General features: G+C 75.2%; 16 protein-coding genes and 1 riboswitch. Of the genes, 5 read left to right on the top strand and 11 right to left on the bottom strand.

Going from position 1 to position 13,812, the window contains the following annotated elements:
• Positions 1-233: 233 nt before the first annotated feature.
• From OOK41_RS10050 to OOK41_RS10025, 6 genes are all read right to left on the bottom strand, one after another.
• Complete coding sequence (locus OOK41_RS10050) at positions 234-737, bottom strand: DUF6328 family protein (RefSeq protein ID WP_117672464.1); 504 nt, start codon at positions 735-737, stop codon at positions 234-236.
• Positions 738-851: 114 nt separating this feature from the next.
• On the bottom strand, positions 852-1,601 hold the full coding sequence (locus OOK41_RS10045; protein ID WP_117672462.1) for a sugar isomerase domain-containing protein: 750 nt from the start codon (positions 1,599-1,601) through the stop codon (positions 852-854).
• Positions 1,598-2,479: an aminoglycoside N(3)-acetyltransferase gene (locus tag OOK41_RS10040; RefSeq protein ID WP_266264140.1), complete on the bottom strand. Its 882-nt coding sequence runs from the start codon at positions 2,477-2,479 to the stop codon at positions 1,598-1,600. Before OOK41_RS10040 ends, OOK41_RS10045 begins: the two co-directional genes overlap by 4 nt.
• Complete coding sequence (locus tag OOK41_RS10035; RefSeq protein ID WP_266264138.1) at positions 2,476-3,306, bottom strand: alpha/beta fold hydrolase; 831 nt, start codon at positions 3,304-3,306, stop codon at positions 2,476-2,478. The genes OOK41_RS10040 and OOK41_RS10035 overlap by 4 nt, the downstream gene beginning before the upstream one ends.
• Positions 3,307-3,335: 29 nt before the next feature.
• A complete protein-coding gene (locus tag OOK41_RS10030) occupies positions 3,336-4,088 on the bottom strand; it encodes a TIGR03943 family protein (protein WP_266264136.1) in 753 nt (250 codons plus the stop codon).
• A complete protein-coding gene (locus OOK41_RS10025) occupies positions 4,085-5,011 on the bottom strand; it encodes a permease (RefSeq protein ID WP_266267768.1) in 927 nt (308 codons plus the stop codon). Before OOK41_RS10025 ends, OOK41_RS10030 begins: the two co-directional genes overlap by 4 nt.
• Positions 5,012-5,321: 310 nt before the next feature.
• Positions 5,322-5,427, top strand: a riboswitch (TPP riboswitch).
• Positions 5,428-5,507: 80 nt separating this feature from the next.
• On the opposite strand from OOK41_RS10025, the gene OOK41_RS10020 reads away from it, so the two are divergent.
• The 3 genes from OOK41_RS10020 (at position 5,508) to OOK41_RS10010 (ending at position 8,545) form a co-directional block, all read left to right on the top strand.
• Positions 5,508-6,101 carry an ECF transporter S component gene (locus OOK41_RS10020; protein ID WP_266264134.1) on the top strand — a complete coding sequence of 198 codons (594 nt, stop codon included), beginning with the start codon at positions 5,508-5,510 and terminating at the stop codon, positions 6,099-6,101.
• A gap of 115 nt (positions 6,102-6,216) precedes the next feature.
• Entirely contained in the window at positions 6,217-7,647 is a 1,431-nt protein-coding gene (locus tag OOK41_RS10015) for an ABC transporter ATP-binding protein (RefSeq protein WP_266264133.1), read from the top strand.
• A 97-nt stretch (positions 7,648-7,744) separates the two neighbouring features.
• On the top strand, positions 7,745-8,545 hold the full coding sequence (locus OOK41_RS10010; RefSeq protein WP_266264132.1) for an energy-coupling factor transporter transmembrane protein EcfT: 801 nt from the start codon (positions 7,745-7,747) through the stop codon (positions 8,543-8,545).
• A 201-nt stretch (positions 8,546-8,746) separates the two neighbouring features.
• Here the strand turns inward: OOK41_RS10010 and OOK41_RS10005 are convergent, their stop codons facing one another.
• Positions 8,747-9,127: a hypothetical protein gene (locus OOK41_RS10005; RefSeq protein WP_165878255.1), complete on the bottom strand. Its 381-nt coding sequence runs from the start codon at positions 9,125-9,127 to the stop codon at positions 8,747-8,749.
• Between the two features lie 375 nt (positions 9,128-9,502).
• Here OOK41_RS10005 and OOK41_RS10000 point away from each other — a divergent pair, with 375 nt between their 5' ends.
• Together OOK41_RS10000 and gndA are read left to right on the top strand one after the other, a co-directional pair.
• Entirely contained in the window at positions 9,503-9,799 is a 297-nt protein-coding gene (locus OOK41_RS10000; RefSeq protein ID WP_266264130.1) for an MTH1187 family thiamine-binding protein, read from the top strand.
• 132 nt (positions 9,800-9,931) lie between these two features.
• Positions 9,932-11,374 (top strand): NADP-dependent phosphogluconate dehydrogenase, encoded by a 1,443-nt coding sequence (gndA, locus tag OOK41_RS09995; RefSeq protein ID WP_266264129.1) that lies wholly within the window; start codon positions 9,932-9,934, stop codon positions 11,372-11,374.
• A 120-nt stretch (positions 11,375-11,494) separates the two neighbouring features.
• On the opposite strand, the gene OOK41_RS09990 is transcribed toward gndA, so the two are convergent.
• The 4 genes from OOK41_RS09990 to recO all read right to left on the bottom strand — a co-directional run bounded on the left by OOK41_RS09990 (position 11,495) and on the right by recO (position 13,772).
• The gene (locus OOK41_RS09990) at positions 11,495-11,722 is read right to left on the bottom strand and encodes a thioredoxin reductase (RefSeq protein ID WP_117672444.1); all 228 of its coding nucleotides are present in this window, start codon (positions 11,720-11,722) and stop codon (positions 11,495-11,497) included.
• A gap of 170 nt (positions 11,723-11,892) precedes the next feature.
• Positions 11,893-12,078 carry a hypothetical protein gene (locus OOK41_RS09985; RefSeq protein WP_266264127.1) on the bottom strand — a complete coding sequence of 62 codons (186 nt, stop codon included), beginning with the start codon at positions 12,076-12,078 and terminating at the stop codon, positions 11,893-11,895.
• Positions 12,079-12,147: 69 nt separating this feature from the next.
• The gene (locus tag OOK41_RS09980; protein WP_266267767.1) at positions 12,148-12,948 is read right to left on the bottom strand and encodes an isoprenyl transferase; all 801 of its coding nucleotides are present in this window, start codon (positions 12,946-12,948) and stop codon (positions 12,148-12,150) included.
• A gap of 8 nt (positions 12,949-12,956) precedes the next feature.
• Positions 12,957-13,772: a DNA repair protein RecO gene (gene recO, locus OOK41_RS09975; protein ID WP_117672438.1), complete on the bottom strand. Its 816-nt coding sequence runs from the start codon at positions 13,770-13,772 to the stop codon at positions 12,957-12,959.
• Positions 13,773-13,812: the final 40 nt, after the last annotated feature.

Raw genomic sequence — 13,812 nt, 5'->3', positions numbered from 1 at the left:
CGGGGCCGGATCGTCGATCGGCGCGACCCGGCCGGTGGGGCCGCCCGCGGCGGCTCCCCCCGGCGGGTCGGGCGCGGGTCGGCTGTTCTGCGTCGTGGTCACGGCTGCCCCCTCGAACCTCGGTCCGGATGCGTCGACGCGCTCGACAAGAGCGACGCTACCCCTGGTTGTTACCCAGGGGTAGCGTCGCGTGCACCTCGGATTTCGGCCGGCGTCACCGCTGGTCGGCGGGGTCAGCCGGCAGTGAGCGGCTGCGGGTCGTCATCGTCGTCGTCGATGTCGTCGTCCCCCCAGTTCCGGCGGGCGAACGGCAGGACCACCCAGAAGGTCAGGAACCAGACCGCCGTGATCGCGGTGAGCACGAAGGCGATGCCCCGGTCCAGCACGAAGTCGGTGATCAGCAGAACCGCGCTGACCATCGAGACGAGCATGAAAGCGAGCCCGCCGCTGGCCATCCGGTGGGCGAACCGGACCAGCTCCGGCTTGCGCCCCTGCCGGAACAGCGCCCGGTGGAAGGCGACCGGGGAGATGATCATCGCGGTGGCGCCGGCCGCCGACAGCAACGCGACGATGTAGACGTCCTTCTGGAACTCGCTGGTACGCGTGAAACCGTTGCTGAACGGCAGGGTCAGCAGGAAGGCGAACAGGATCTGCACGCCGGTCTGCGCGACCCGCAACTCCTGGAGCAGGTCGGCGAAGTTGCGCTGCCAGCGCTGCTTCTCGGTTTCCTTCGACACGCGCTACCTCCGGGACGACGGTACTGCCGGCGGGGTCCACCCCGCCGGCAGCATCGCCTTTGCCCCGTCGGGCGGACGGCGAAACCGCCTCACGACCCGGTCCGCCAGGCGCGGTCAGGACCCCCGACGGATACGGCCGGCGTACCGGGCCTCCAGGGCGTTGTTGTGCTCGTCGCCGCCGGCGATGTTGGCCGACAGGTAGACCGGGGGCCGCTCCCCCGCCGCGAGCAGCCGGGCCACCACCTCGACCGTGAGCTGCTGCGCCAGCAGGGCGGCGGTGATGGAGGAGACCGCGCCGACCGCGCCCCCGCCGGGCAGCGGCAGGGTCGCGTCGCCGTACGGGGCGCCGTTGTCCAGCACCACGTCGGCGAAGTCGGCCAGCTTCCGGCCGGACGAGTGGCGGGACGTCATCCGCGCCGAGTGCAGCGCCGAGGTGATCGCGACGAGGCCGTGACCGCGCTCCTTCACCAGGGCGGCGAATTCCACGATGGCCCCGTTGACGCCGGAGTTGGAGGCGACCACGAAGACATCCGCCGGGCGGACCGGGGCCAGCTCGTACAGGCGGTGGGCCACCGAGGGGTCCCGCTCCAGCAGCGGGCCCAGGACGTCGGCCGGGGCCCCGCCGTACAGCACGAGGTCGCGCAGCGCGATCCGGTTGGTCGGCACCAGGCCGCCAGCCCGGCCGGCGATCTCCATGGCGAGGGCCTCGGAGTGGCCGGTGCCGAACGCGTGAACCACCCCGTCGGCGCGCAGCGCGTCGGCGACCAGGTCGGCCGCCCGACCCACCGCCTCCCGCTGGCCGGACGACACCCGGCCGATCGTCTCCGTCACCACCGCCAGATAGTCCTCGGCGCTCACCGTCATGCTTCCTCCGTCCGTCGGTTGCGGGCCAGCCAGTCCACCGCGAAGTCGACCGCCGCCCGCTGGCGCATCGACCTGCCCGTCCCGTCGCCGACCGGGCCGATCCGGACCACGCCGGTGGCCTCCAGATCCGCCCCGAGCCGGGGGAAGTCGGCCGAGTCGATCGCCACGTCCTCCCACCATGCCCAGTCCTGGCCGCCGCCGGGGGTACGCACCGCCGCGCCCACCCGTTCCCTCGGCGGGGCGGCCTGCCGGTACTCCGCCAGATGCAGCGACGTGTTGCAGCCGTGGTCGACGCCGAGTAGCAGCACGTCGGCGTCCAGGTCGTACAGCCGGCCCAGCGGCGAGCCGGGGCCGAGCATGTCGGCCAGCGGGTGCCCGGCCACGATCTCCTCGGCGGCGGGCCCGAGCGCGGCGAACGAGACGTGCGGGTGGTCGCTGCGCCGGGCCCCCGGCCAGCCCCGGACCGTCTCGGCCAGCGCCCCCATGAACCGGCTCGGGGTGACCGCCGGGTCGAAGCCGGGGGTCTCGGCCCGGATCACCGGCCACCAGTGCATTGGCACCGGCGGGTTGCTCCACCCGGCCGGGTCGCTGTTCTCCGGCGTGTGCGTCGGCACCACCAGCGTGCCCTCGGGGCCGAGCACGTCACGCAGGGCGAGGGCCACCGTCTGCGGGCCGCCGCAGACGAACCCGAGCGCCCGCAGCCCGGCGTGCACCAGCACGATGCCGCCGGGGCGTACCCCCAGCTCGTGCACCTGCGCGGCGAGCGACGCGCGGGTGTGCGGCCGGGCCGCCGCGCCGCCGCCCGGCGCGCCCGAGGTGGCCGACGGACCCGGGGCCACCGGCCGGCCCGGGGCGGGCGGGGGCGGGGCGGGGGTCATCGCCCGGCGCCCGTACGGGCCAGGATCGCCTCGGCGAGCGGGCCGGGCGCCTCGTCGGGGATCCAGTGCGAGACGCCGGGCAGCACGACGGGGCGGTAGTCCCCGGTGACGTGGGCGGCGCACGCCTCGGCGGCGGTCCGGCCGATCGCGATGTCCCGGTTGCTCCACACGAACGTGGTCGGCACCGGCACCGGCCCGACCGCCGCGAGATCGGCTCGGGACATCGCCCGGTACCAGTTCAGCGCGGCGCTCAGCGCGCCCGGCTCGCGCATCGGGTCGGCGTACCGGGCCACCCGGGCGGCGTCGCCGACCCCGCCGAGCAGCCTGCGCAGGGCGGCGGCCCGCAACGCCAGCAGCACCCTCTCCGCCGTGCCCGGCTTGCGGAACAGGGCGATGTACGACGAGCGGGCCTTCTGCCCGGCGTCCGTGGCCAGAGCGTGCGCCATGGCGGCGGGGTGCGGGACGGACACGGCGGTGAGGCTGCGCACCCGGTCGGGGCGGCCCGCGGCCAGACCCCAGGCCACGATCGCGCCCCAGTCGTGCCCCACCACGTGCGCCGCGTCGACGCCCAGCGCGTCGAGCAGGGCCGCCGCGTCGGCGACCAGTTCGGGGAGCCGGTAGGCCTCGACCGCCCCGGGCCGGGCGAGCGGCGAGTACCCCCGCTGGTCCGGCGCGTACGTGCGCAGCCCGGCTGCGTGCAGCGCCGGCACCACCCCGTCCCACTCGCCGCCGTGCTGCGGGAACCCGTGCAGCAGCAGCACCGGTTCGCCGTCGGTTGGCCCGCCGGTGCGGGCCTCGAACGTCAGCCCTCGCGCCTCCACCTGCATGATCGGCAGCCTACCCAGCGGGGCCGGGCTCACTCGTACTGGTTTCGCGGGGCGGGCACCTCCCGCCAGGACTCCACGGCCAGGTACGGGATCTCGGCGTCGTTGACCGGGTCCCGGCCGACCCTGACGCTGTACCGGCCGGTGGCCTCGACCCAGGTGTCGTTCGGCAGGCCGAGGGGCACGTCGCCGGTCAGGCCCAGCTTGACCGGGCGGCCGTCGGCGGCGCAGCAGGACAGCACCATCCGGGCCAGCAACGGCTGCCCGTCGGGGCCGGCGACGATGAACCCGGTGAGCCGGACCCGGCGGTCGCCGATCGAGGTGCCCCGGTCGAACAGCGCCCGGGAGGCGTAGTCGAGCACCGTGACCGGGGCCGGGTCGCCGGGCGGAAGCGGCGGGTAGTCGGACGGCTGCGCTTCGGCGGCGAGCGCCGTGCCGGCCTGTTCCGCCGCGTACGAGCCGAGGGCCGGCGGGGCGACCAGCAGCAGGCCGAACACCGGCAGCAGGAGCAGCCAGCCGACCCGCGGCTCGTGGTGCCCGGCCCCGTCGCCGGGTTCGTGGCCGTGCTCCCCAGGCCCGTCGCCGGGCTCGTGCTCCCCGGTGGCGGGCGGGCGTAGCTCGTACCACAGTGTCGTCACGGCGGTGGCCACCAGCACCAGCCCGGCGGCGATCAGGAACGGGCGCAGCCCCTCCTTGACGTAGCGCAGGTAGAGGTCGGTGACGCTGGCCCGGACCACCGCCCCGCCGAGCAGCAGCAGGACGACCGCCTGCGCCTGCCGGTTCACAACAGCACCGCCCCGGCGAGGGTGGCCACCCCGACGGCGACGACGAAGGTCGCCGGGGCGAACCGGAACGCGAACCGGCGGCCGAGGACACCGGCCTGCATGGAGATCAGCTTGAGGTCGACCATCGGCCCGACCACCAGGAAGACCAGCCGGGAGGTGAGGGAGAACTGCGACAGCGACGCCGCGACGAAGGCGTCCGCCTCCGAGCAGATGGACAGCAGCACGGCGAGCACGGCCAGGGCGAGCACCGACAGCACCGGGTCGTCGGCGAGGGTCTGCAACCAGCGCTCCGGCACGAGCACGTTGATGGTCGCGGCGGCCATCGCGCCGACGACCAGGAACCCCCCGGCGTGCACGACGTCGTGCCGCACGGCGGCCCAGAAGGCCATCCCCCGCCCGACGCCGTCCAGCTCCGGCCGGCGCGGTAGCCGGAGCCAGTCGGCGCGACCGAGCCGCAGCCAGAGCCACCCCATGATCATGGCGACGGCCAGGCTGGCGAGCGCCCGGGCGAGCACCATCCCGGGGTTGCCCGGGAAGGCGACCGCGGTGGCGGTGAGCACGACCGGGTTGACCGCCGGGGCGGCGAGCAGGAAGGCCAGGGCCGCCGCCGGGGTGACGCCGCGCCGGATCAGGGAGCCGGCGATCGGCACGGAGCCGCACTCGCAGCCCGGCAGCACCACGCCGGCGACGCTGGCCACCGGCACCGCCAGGGCCGGGTGCCGGGGCAGCGCCCGGGCCCAGAACGCGCGCGGGACGAAGACCGCGATCGCCGCCGACAGCAGCACCCCGAAGACCAGGAAGGGCACGGCCTGCACCAGCACCGAGACGAACACGGTGGTCCAGGTCTGCACCCGGGGCGCGGCCAGCGCGTTGGCCAGCGGCTCGCGGAACACCACCACCAGCACCAGCACCGCGGCCAGCACCTCGACCGAGCCGACCGGGCGGCGCCGCCCGCCCGCCGCCTCCCCCGCCGGTACGTCCGGCGCGGCAACGCCGACCGGCCCCGCCGCCGGGGCCCGCCCGTCGACGCCGGCGGGTGGCGGGGAACGGTCGGTCGGTGACGTCACGGCTCGCCCCCTGGATGGTCGACGGTTCGGCGGCGCGACACTATCGCGCCCAGCGGGTCGGGTCGATGAAGTACGGCGAGATGACGGTTTCCGCGTCGGGGGTGAGCTGCGGTTAGATCACTTTGCCCGGCGATCTTCCGAGGTGTTAGCGTCGGCGAGACAACTTCACATCCGACAGGGGAGCGCACAGCGCTGAGAGTGCGGGCACCGCCCGCAGACCCTCGAACCTGATCTGGGTAATGCCAGCGCAGGGAGTTCGGTCGACCTCCAGCCGCGCCGCCGTCCGGTCCCACCAGGGCACCGGGCGCGGCGTGCGTCTTCTCCTGGTTCGCTCAGGACTGGGAGCCATCACATGAACCACACCGACAGCCACCGCTGGCGCACGATCGACATCGTGGTCGCCTCGGTGATCGCGGTCGCCTTCGGCGTCATCTTCTGGGCCTGGGGCCTGGTCTGGAGCGCCACCGAGGGGGCGTTCGGGTTCTTCCCGCCCGCGCAGACCCTGCTCTACGGGGTCTGGCTGATGCCGGCCGTGCTCGGCGGCCTGGTGATCCGCAAGCCGGGCGCGGCCCTGTACTGCGAGACCGTCGCCGCCGTCCTGTCCGCCCTGCTGGGCAGCCAGTGGGCCGGCACGGTGATCCCGCAGGGCATGGTCCAGGGCATCGGCGCGGAGTTGGCCTTCGCCGCGTTCCGGTACCGCTCGTTCCGGCTGCCGACCGCGCTGCTCGCCGGGGCGCTCACCGGCCTCAGCGCCGCCCTGTTCGACTTCCTCGTCTGGAACGCCGAGTACGACCTGACCAGCTACCGCATCCCGTACGCCCTGCTCACCATCGTCAGCGCCACGGTGATCTCCGGCGCCGGCGCCTGGGTCCTCACCCGCGCCCTGGCCGGCACGGGCGTCCTGGACCGCTTCCCGGCCGCCCGCGACTACCGCGCCCCCGTCTGACCGCGTTGGTCAAGAGGTTTGCGTCAGCCGAACCCGGTTCTCCGGACGCAGACCTCTTGATCACCCAGGCTGGTGGCGGGGTGGGGTTGGGTGGGAGGGGGTTTGGGTGGGTGGGGTGGGTGGGGTCTTGGTGCGGGGGTTCGGGTGGCGGCATGCCGGGCGGCGGGCCTGGGCGGTGCGCGGGGTGGACCTGCGCGTGGAGCGCGGCGAGCGGGTGTTACTGCTCGGGCCGTCGGGGGCGGGCAAGAGCACGCTGCTGGCCGCGCTGGCCGGGCTCCTGCCCGAGGACTCGGGCGAGCAGGAGGGCACCGTAGAGGTCGACGGGGTGGATCCCCGCAAGGACCGGGAGCGGGTCGGCATCGTCTTCCAGGACCCGGACACCCAACTCGTCATGGCCCGCTGCGGCGACGACGTGGCGTTCGGGCTGGAGAACCGGGGCGTACCGGCCGACCAGATCTGGCCCCGGGTGGACGAGGCGCTGCGCCGGGTCGGCTTCCCGTACGGCCGGGACCGGCCGACCGCCGCCCTCTCCGGCGGGGAGCAGCAGCGGCTCGCCCTTGCCGGGACGCTCGCCCTGCGGCCGGGGCTGCTGCTGCTCGACGAGCCGACCGCGAACCTCGACCCGGCCGGGGCGGCGCTGGTCCGCCGCGCGGTGGCCGACGCGCTGGACGGCGACACCACGCTGATCCTGGTCGAGCACCGGGTCGCCGAGGCGCTGCCGCTGGTCGACCGGGTGGTGGTGCTGGAGCCCGGCGGCGGGGTACGCGCCGACGGGCCGCCGGAGGCGGTCTTCGCCGCCCACGGCGACGCGCTCGCCGCCGAGGGGGTCTGGGTGCCCGGCCGGACCGTACCGCCCCGGCATGCCGGCGCGGCGCCGGGCAGCCTGCTGCTCAGCGCCGACCGGGTCGCCCTGCCGCCCCGCCTCGCCCCGATCGACCTCGCGGTACGCGCTGGCGAGGCGCTGGCCGTGCTCGGCCCCAACGGCGCCGGCAAGTCCACCCTGGCACTGCTGCTGGGCGGCCTGCTCCGGCCCGGGTCCGGCCGGGTGACGGCGACCGGGGAACTGGCCGGCAGGGACGCCCGGACTCCCCCGTACCGGTGGCGGGCGCCCGCGCTGGCGAGCCGGATCGGGTCGGTCTTCCAGGACCCGGAGCACCAGTTCGTCACCGGCACGGTCTTCGACGAGCTGGCCCTCGGCCCGCGCCGCACCGGCCGGCCGGAGACCGCCGTCCGGGCCACCGTGGACGCGCTGCTGGAGCGGCTGCGCCTGGCGGCGCTGGCCCGCGCGAACCCGTACACCCTCTCGGGTGGGGAGGCGCGGCGGCTGAGCGTGGCGACCGCCCTGGCCACCGCGCCCCGGCTGCTGATCTGCGACGAGCCCACCTTCGGTCAGGACCGGCGGACCTGGCTGGAGCTGGTCGACCTCTTCGCCGAGCTGCGCGACGCCGGGCACGGCGTCGTCACGGTCACCCACGACCCGGACTTCGTCGCGGCCCTGGCCGACCGGCGGATCACCGTGACCCGCGAGCCGGCGCCGGCGACGTGACCGACACGAACCACGAAGCGACGGACAGCGCCACCGGTACGGACCACCAACCGCCGGGCGACGTGACCGGCGCGGCCGGCGAGGTGGTGGAGGCCACGTGATCAGTATCGAACCGGTGGCGGCGCCCGGCGCGCCGCTGGCCCGGCGCAATCCGGTGGCGAAGGTCGCGGCGGCGTTGGTCTTCTCGTTCACCCTGCTCGCCACCCTCGACCCGGTCGCCCCGGCGATCGCCCTCGGCATCGAGCTGGCCGTGCTGCCGTTGTTCGGCATCCGGTACCGGGTGCTCGCCCGGCGGGCCGCGCCGTTGCTGCTCAGCGCGGTCGGCATCGTGGTCGCCCTGGTCCTGTTCGCGGCCGACCGTTCCGGCCGGGTGCTGGTCGACGCGGGGCCGGTGCTGGTCACCACCGGGGTGCTGCTGACCGCGCTCGGGCTGGCGCTGCGCATGCTGGCCGTGGCGCTGCCCGGCGTGATCGTCTTCGCCACCACCGACCCGACCGACCTGGCCGACGCGCTGATCCAGAACGCGAAGGCACCGGCCCGGTTCGCGATCGGCGCGCTGGCGGCGTTCCGGCTGGTGCCGTTGCTGGGCCAGGAGTGGCAGATGATCAGCATGGCGCGGCGGGCACGCGGGGTCGACGCCGGGCGCAACCCCCTGGCCCGGATGCGACTGTTCGTCTCGACCGCGTTCGCGCTGCTGGTGGGGGCGATCCGGCGGGGCACCCGGCTGGCCGTGGCGATGGACGCCCGGGGGTTCGACGCGGGCACCCCGCGCACCGTCGCCCGTCGGCAGCGGTTCACCGCCGCCGACGGCGCGCTGATCGTCGGCGCGGCGGTGCTGGCCGGGGCGGCGCTGGCGGTCAGCGTCGCACTGGGCGCGTTCCGTCCCCTGATCGGCTGACCAGCCGGCCCGAACGTGCCGGGACGGAACCTGGCCAGCCCTGATCGGGGCCCGATCGGCCCGGCCCGCCCGGACTCCCACCGGCCCTGGCCAGCCCGGACCGGGCCGCGCGGATCGAAGATCGACTCCGGGTGCGGCATGTCGGCGTCTCCGAGTGCTGGGAGACCCCGATGTGCCGCACCTGGAGTCGATCGTGGCCGGTCAGCTACGGCGGAAGGCGTAGCGGCGGGCCTGGCCGGCGCGCTGGGTGCGGCCGGCGGGGAACCGGTCCTTGCCGGCCGGCGGACCGGCCTTCGGCGCGGGCGGTGCCTCCACCACCGGCGGGACCAGGGACGACGCCTCCGCCACCAGCGGAACCAGGGACGACGCCTCCGCCACCGGCGGGACCGGGAGGGCCTCCCCCGTCGGCGGCACCGGCGACGGCGTTCCCGCCACCGGCGGGACCGACAGGGCCGGCGGGCCGGCGGCGGCGATGGCCCTGGCCCGGATGGCGCTGCCGTCGTGGTCGGGCGGGTTCACGTCCACCTGGAAGGGTCGCGGGGACGGCTTACGGGGCTTGCGGGAACTGCGCTTGGCAGGCATACACGGCCTCCTGACTGCGGGCGTCGGCTCGTCCGCGAGCTGCGGGGCGCCGACGACATGGCGGCTTGCGGGGCGCCAACGACGTGGCGGCTTGCGGGGCGACGGCCCACGACGGGTCGCGGTACGCCGACCATGCGGCGCGCGCTGCCGTCGGGCGACGGCGGGGCGGACGGGAACGGGGAGTGCCCGGGCGGGCCGACCACGACAGGAGCCGTACGGGAACGGCGGCGTGGGGAATGCGGACGCCCGGAGCACCCGGACCCGCGGCGATGGCGGCGGGCCGGCTTCGGCAAAGTGGGGCGTCAGTTACGCATGTACGTGACGATAGCCGCCCGTCCCACCCGCCGCACCCGAATTACTGGCACGATCGTCGACATGCTGATCGCGTTCTCCGTCACCCCGCTCGGCGTCGGCGAGTCCGGCGGCGACCTGGTCGCCGAGGCGGTCCGGGTGGTTCGGGAGTCCGGGCTGCCGAACCGCACCGACGCCATGTTCACCACTGTGGAGGGCGAGTGGGACGAGGTGATGGCGGTGGTCAAGCGAGCGGTCGACGTGGTGGCCGCGCAGGCGCCCCGGGTGAGCGTGGTGCTCAAGGCGGACGTGCGCCCGGGCGTGACCGACGCGCTCACGGCGAAGGTCGCGCACGTCGAGGCCAGGCTCGCCGAGGGCTGACCCGCCCGGTCGCGGCCGTCGCCGGCCCGGCCGCCACCACATCGTGACACCGCGTCCGCCGCCTGGCCCCGCCGCCCGCCGGGCGCGATACGGTCGCAGCACCACAGGCGACGCGAGAGGTGGCGGGTACGGATGACGCAGCAGGCGACGGCGCAGATCGGTGTGACCGGGCTGGCGGTGATGGGCCGCAACCTGGCCCGGAACCTGGCCCGTAACGGGTTCCCGGTGGCGGTGCACAACCGCTCTCCGGAGCGTACCCGCAGCCTGGTCGCCGAGCACGGCGACGAGGGCACTTTCGTGCCGTCGGAGTCCCTCGCGGACTTCGTGGCCTCGCTGGAGCGCCCCCGAGCGGTGATCGTGATGGTGAAGGCGGGCGCCCCCACCGACGCGGTGATCGACGAGCTGGTCCCGCTGCTGGAGGAGGGCGACATCGTCGTCGACTGCGGCAACGCCCACTTCGCTGACACCCGGCGGCGGGAGGAGGCGCTGCGCGGGCACGGGCTGCACTTCTCCGGCACCGGCGTGTCCGGCGGCGAGGAGGGCGCGCTGCGCGGGCCGAGCATCATGCCCGGCGGCTCCGCCGAGTCGTACGCGAAGCTCGGCCCGATGTTCGAGAAGATCGCCGCCCAGGTGGACGGCACCCCGTGCTGCCGGCACATCGGCCCGGACGGCGCCGGCCACTTCGTGAAGATGGTGCACAACGGCATCGAGTACGCCGACATGCAGCTCATCGCGGAGGCGTACGACCTGTTGCGGGCCGGGCTGTCGGCGAGCCCGGCGGAGATCGCGGACATCTTCCGGGAGTGGAACACCGGCGAGCTGGAGTCCTTCCTCATCGAGATCACCGCCGAGGTGCTGGGGCACACCGACGCGGCGACCGGGCGGGCGTTCGTCGACGTCGTGCTGGACCAGGCCGAGCAGAAGGGCACCGGCCGCTGGACGGTGCAGAGCGCGCTGGACCTGGGCATCCCGATCACCGGCATCGCCGAGGCCACCTTCGCCCGGTCGCTGTCCGGGCACGCCGACCAGCGCGAGGCCGCCCGCCGGGCGTTCGGCGACGCCGGGGAGAAGTGGCAGGTCGAGGACCGGGACGCCTTCGTCGAGGACGTGCGGCGCGCGCTGCTGGCCAGCAAGATCGTCGCGTACGCGCAGGGCTTCGACCACATCCGCGCCGGCAGCGCGGAGTACGACTGGGACATCGACCTGGGCGGCACCGCGACGATCTGGCGGGGCGGCTGCATCATCCGGGCCCGCTTCCTGGACCGGATCAAGGAGGCGTACGACGCCCAGCCGGAGCTGCCGTCGCTGCTGGTGGCGCCGTGGTTCGCCGAGGCGGTCAGCGCCGGCGTGCCGAGCTGGCGGCGGGTGGTGATCGACGCGACCCGGGCCGGCGTGCCGACTCCGGCGTTCTCCTCGTCGCTGGCGTACTTCGACGGGCTGCGCGCGGAGCGACTGCCCGCCGCGCTGATCCAGGGGCTGCGGGACAACTTCGGCGCGCACACCTACCAGCGGGTGGACCGGGCGGGATCGTTCCACACGCTGTGGGCGGGCGACCGCTCCGAAGTGGAGGCGTGACGCGCGCCGCGCTGACGGCCAGCACGACCGGGCCGGCCGGGGTGCTCGCCCCGGCCGGCCCGGTCGACCCACGCCGGGCGGCGGCCCCGCCTCAGCACCTCGCCGGTGCCGGCTGGCTCCTCAGGGCCACCGGGCGGCGTCGGGTGGCGTCGGGGCCCAGGCCGGGGCCGGGTCGCCGGTGGCCAGCTCGGCGATCTCGCCGGACCGGACGCCCGGGGTGTGCCCCTGCTCGGCGCAGTACCGCTCGGCGACTCCGGCGCACAGGTCGGCGACCTGTTCCCGGCGCGACGCCTCCACCAGGTCCGCCGCGGCCAGCGCGGCTGTCATCTCGTACCGGAGATCCCGCATTTCCCACCCCCGTGGCGGGCGCGTCCGCCACGGCGCGCCCGGGGCCGATCCTATGCCCGGCCCAGCGCCGCGATCCCGGGAAACGCGTCAGCGCCGCCCCTGGGGGACGCCAGCCCCGGCGCAGGTACGCGTCGGCCCCGCCCCGCCCCGGGGCGGGGCCGACGGACGGCTCACCAGAACCGGCGGCGCTTCGCCTTCTGCGGGCGCAGCAGGTCGGCGCCCCTGCTGAGCACCCGACTCACGCCGGTCGGGCCACGTCGGGCCTCCAGCGTGTGGCTGAGCCGGCGCGCGCCGGCCGCGGCCAGCGGCACGGCGACCGCCATGACCGCCCACTGGGCTATCCGCTTCTGAATCATGTGGGTTCACCTCCGCGTCGTCGCTGCTGAGAAGGTGATACCCAGCCGGCCACGCCGGTAAGCCTGGGCTCAGGTCGACGGGGCGACCGGATTCGGCAGCGCCCCGCCGAAGCGCCGGTCCCGCTGGGCGTACAGCTCGCAGGCGTACCAGAGGTGGCGGCGGTCGAAGTCCGGCCAGAGGGTGTCGAGGAACACCAGCTCCGCGTACGCGGTCTGCCAGAGCAGGAAGTTGGAGATCCGCTCCTCGCCGGACGGCCGGAGGAAGAGGTCCACCTCCGGGATCTCCGGGTGGTAGAGGTACTTCGCGATCAACTTCTCGTTGACCTTGCCCGGGTCGAGCCGGCCGGCCGCCACGTCGCGGGCGATCGCGGCGGCGGCGTCGGCGATCTCCGCCTGCCCGCCGTAGTTGACGCAGAACTGGAGGGTCAGCGTCGAGTTCCCCCGGGACATCTCCTCGGCGGTCTGCAACTCGGAGATGACGCTCTTCCAGAGTCGCCCGGCCCGGCCGGACCAGACCACCCGGACGCCGAGGTCGACGAGCTGGTCGCGGCGGCGACGGATGACGTCCCGGTTGAAGCCCATCAGGAACCGGACCTCGTCGGGCGAGCGCCGCCAGTTCTCCGTGGAGAACGCGTACGCCGAGAGGTAGGGCACGCCCAGCTCGATCGCGCCCTCGATGGTGTCGAAGAGGCTGAACTCCCCCGCCTCGTGGCCCTTGGTGCGGGGCAGCCCGCGGTCCTTGGCCCACCGGCCGTTGCCGTCCATCACCACGGCGACGTGCCGGGGCACCGCCTCGGGGGGCAGCGCCGGGGGCCGGGCGCCCGACGGGTGCGGAGTCGGCGGCACCGGCGCGCGCCGGCCGGCCCTCATCGATCGGATCACTCGGTTCTCTCCCTGCTCACGTCCTGCGCCCCCGGGCCGGCGACCGGGGCGCCCCGGTCGACCAGCGGCAGCGAGCGTAGCGCGCGCTCCAGGTGCCACTGCAGGTGCGCGGCGACCAGGCCGCTGCACTCCCGGCGTACGCCGGTCCCGGTGGCGTCGGCGAGCACCCAGTCGCCGGTGGTGAGCGCGGACATCAGGTCGACGGTGGCCGGTGCGGGGTGGGCCGCGCCGGGGGGCCGGCAGTCGGGGCAGACCGCGCCGCCCGCCGGCACGGAGAACGCCCGGTGCCGCCCCGGGGTGCCGCAGACCGCGCACGCCGTCAGGGCGGGGGCCCACCCCGCGAGGGTCATCCCGCGCAGCAGGTAGGCGTCGAGCACCAGCGTGGTGGCGTGGTCGCCCCGGGCGAGGGACTTCAGCGCGCCGAGGGTGAGCTGGAACAGCCGCAGCGAGGGCTCCCGCTCGACGGGGGTGAGCCGCTCGGCCGTCTCGGCGATCGCGCTGGCCGCCGTGTAGCGCGGGTAGTCGCCGAGGAACCGCTTGCCGAACAGGTCGATCCCCTCGACCTGGCTGACGGTGTGCAGCGAGCTGCCGGTGTTGCCCTTGGGATCGCCGGCGAGCTGCACGTCGACGTGGCCGAACGGCTCCAACCGGGCACCGAACTTGCTGGTGGTGCGGCGGACCCCCCGGGCCACCGCGCGGAGCCGGCCGTGCCGACGGGTGAGCAGGGTGATGATCCGGTCGGACTCGCCGAGCTTCTGCACGCGCAGCACGACCGCGTCGTCGCGGTAGAGCTGTCGGCGGTACCCGGTCATCCGGTCATTCTCCTCGGGGTACGAAATCAGGGTCGGTTCG

Origin of the sequence: Micromonospora sp. NBC_01655, from assembly GCF_026339755.1 — a bacterium.
In the GTDB taxonomy this organism is placed as follows: domain Bacteria; phylum Actinomycetota; class Actinomycetes; order Mycobacteriales; family Micromonosporaceae; genus Micromonospora.
The sequence above is the reverse complement of the archived record's forward strand: the minus strand, read 5'-3'. Positions and strand labels throughout refer to the sequence as shown.

Excerpts from the sequence above, each read along its gene's own strand:
- OOK41_RS09980 (WP_266267767.1), bottom strand. The coding sequence starts at position 12,948 with ATGAGGGCCGGCCGGCGCGCGCCGGTGCCGCCGACTCCGCACCCGTCG.
- gndA (WP_266264129.1), top strand. The coding sequence starts at position 9,932 with ATGACGCAGCAGGCGACGGCGCAGATCGGTGTGACCGGGCTGGCGGTG.
- recO (WP_117672438.1), bottom strand. The coding sequence starts at position 13,772 with ATGACCGGGTACCGCCGACAGCTCTACCGCGACGACGCGGTCGTGCTG.
- OOK41_RS10020 (WP_266264134.1), top strand. The coding sequence starts at position 5,508 with ATGAACCACACCGACAGCCACCGCTGGCGCACGATCGACATCGTGGTC.
- OOK41_RS09985 (WP_266264127.1), bottom strand. The coding sequence starts at position 12,078 with ATGATTCAGAAGCGGATAGCCCAGTGGGCGGTCATGGCGGTCGCCGTG.
- OOK41_RS10040 (WP_266264140.1), bottom strand. The coding sequence starts at position 2,479 with ATGACCCCCGCCCCGCCCCCGCCCGCCCCGGGCCGGCCGGTGGCCCCG.
- OOK41_RS09990 (WP_117672444.1), bottom strand. The coding sequence starts at position 11,722 with ATGCGGGATCTCCGGTACGAGATGACAGCCGCGCTGGCCGCGGCGGAC.
- OOK41_RS10005 (WP_165878255.1), bottom strand. The coding sequence starts at position 9,127 with ATGCCTGCCAAGCGCAGTTCCCGCAAGCCCCGTAAGCCGTCCCCGCGA.
- OOK41_RS10035 (WP_266264138.1), bottom strand. The coding sequence starts at position 3,306 with ATGCAGGTGGAGGCGCGAGGGCTGACGTTCGAGGCCCGCACCGGCGGG.
- OOK41_RS10045 (WP_117672462.1), bottom strand. The coding sequence starts at position 1,601 with ATGACGGTGAGCGCCGAGGACTATCTGGCGGTGGTGACGGAGACGATC.
- OOK41_RS10000 (WP_266264130.1), top strand. The coding sequence starts at position 9,503 with ATGCTGATCGCGTTCTCCGTCACCCCGCTCGGCGTCGGCGAGTCCGGC.